Genomic DNA, 1,823 nt, shown 5'->3' with positions numbered 1-1,823 from the left:
TAACCATACGTGCAGCATTTTCTGAACTTATAGCTTCCCATGTATTACCGTGTTTTGCTTTAAGTTTCTGTACGGTTTCCAATGCAGAAGCGTAGTTTGTTTGTGATGAATTTGCCATGATTTAATAGTTGAAATTTTAGTTAATTAATAATTGATTTGTTAATGTATTCGTATGTTTTGTTCGATAAGAACTTATCAAACTTTTCTGAAACGATATTTACGTGTTTTATTTAATAAAACGATATGCTGCTACCGCTCTTTCCGCTTTTGTAGCCATCGTATTATTTAATTGGAATATCTAATTTACCACAAAATCCATCTCTTCTAATAGAGAAGAACCTGTCATGGCATTAATCTTTTCTTCAAATTCAGTCGACGAAGTTAATGGAATTATTCCTAAATAATCTTCTCTTGCGAAATCTCTTTCTATCTGTATTTGTGCTTCCATCTTAAAATGGTTTTTATTGTTTAACTAAATATATTCCAGCAGGCATTCTGCCAACTTGAATACAAATGTAAACAACCTTTTTAAAAAAGCAAGCGAATATTCGCTAAAAGTGATGAATTCACTAAAATAATTAATTCGCTATAAAGCAATGCTTCGCAATTACTCCTGTATGTAGCGATAGGCCTCTAGTGTAAGGAAGTCCGTGAATTCGGGCTCCATTACCATTTTATCTAATATTTCTACAGCGAGGTCATATTTACCCGCTTTATAGGCATCTTCTCCGATTAATTGAATGAGCTGAGAAACCACTATATCGACGTTTTTTCGATACAACCCGATGGTAATATTTTGGCCGGTACTTAATCTTCCTTTGATGTTATGAATCCATTGCCAAATTTGGGTCCGTGCGATTTCTGCAGTTGCAGCATCTTCCATAAGGTTATAAATCGGCACACTTCCAGATCCACCTAGCCATGCTTCGATATACTGTATGGCAACATCTACGTTGTTTCTTAGCCCTTCTTCTGTTATCTCCCCTATTGGATCTTCCAATAAATCTCGGTTGGTAATTTTAACATCTTCACGTTTAACATCAATCTGATTGGCATCGGGCATAAACTCATCGAAGATTTCTCTAACCATAGGTATCATTCCTGGATGGGCTACCCAAGTGCCATCATGTCCATTATGCACTTCTCGCAGTTTATCTTCTCTTACTTTATCCATTGCTTTCGCATTGGCTTCCAAATCATTTTTAATTGGAATTTGAGCTGCCATACCACCCATGGCATGCACTCCACGTTTATGGCAGGTCTGAATAAGTAACATGGAATAAGACGCCATAAAATGGGATGTCATACCCACTTGGTGGCGATCTGGCAAGATAAACTCAGGCCACCTTCTATACTTTTTAATGTAGCTAAAGATATAATCCCATCTACCACAATTTAAACCGGCCGAATGCTCTCTTAATTCATATAAGATTTCGTCCATCTCAAAAGCCGCTAGTATTGTTTCTATTAGGACAGTGGCCTTAATGGTTCCTTGCTTTATACCCAACTGGTCTTGTGCAAATATGAAAACATCGTTCCATAAACGCGCCTCTTTATGATTCTCTAATTTTGGTAAATAGAAATACGGTCCTGTTCCATTATCGATAAGTTTTTGTGCATTGTGAAAGAAAAACAATCCAAAATCTAAAAGGGAAGCCGAAACTTGTTCTCCATTAATTAGCAAGTTCTTATCTGTCATATGCCAACCTCTTGGCCTAACCATTAATGTTGCTATCTCATCTTTTAACTTATAATGCCTACCGGTGTAACTTATAAACTCTAGGGTTCGATCTATTGCTTGGCGAAGGTTTATCTGACCAGAT

At 36.6% G+C, this 1,823-nt stretch carries 2 protein-coding genes; both read right to left on the bottom strand.

The annotated features are described in order from the left end of the window. Positions 1-298: 298 nt before the first annotated feature. Positions 299-448, bottom strand: a complete 150-nt coding sequence (locus tag HRT72_08380) for a hypothetical protein (GenBank protein NQY67722.1) — start codon at positions 446-448, stop codon at positions 299-301. Between the two features lie 159 nt (positions 449-607). Then, positions 608-1,823, bottom strand: a 1,216-nt coding sequence (gene aceB / locus HRT72_08375) for a malate synthase A (protein NQY67721.1), incomplete at its 5' end; no start/stop codon positions are given.

The sequence above is a fragment of the Flavobacteriales bacterium genome (assembly GCA_013214975.1).
Lineage (GTDB): Bacteria > Bacteroidota > Bacteroidia > DT-38 > DT-38 > DT-38.
The sequence above is the reverse complement of the archived record's forward strand: the minus strand, read 5'-3'. Positions and strand labels throughout refer to the sequence as shown.

Coding starts and splice junctions, on each gene's coding strand:
- HRT72_08380 (NQY67722.1), bottom strand. CDS start 448: ATGGAAGCACAAATACAGATAGAAAGAGATTTCGCAAGAGAAGATTAT.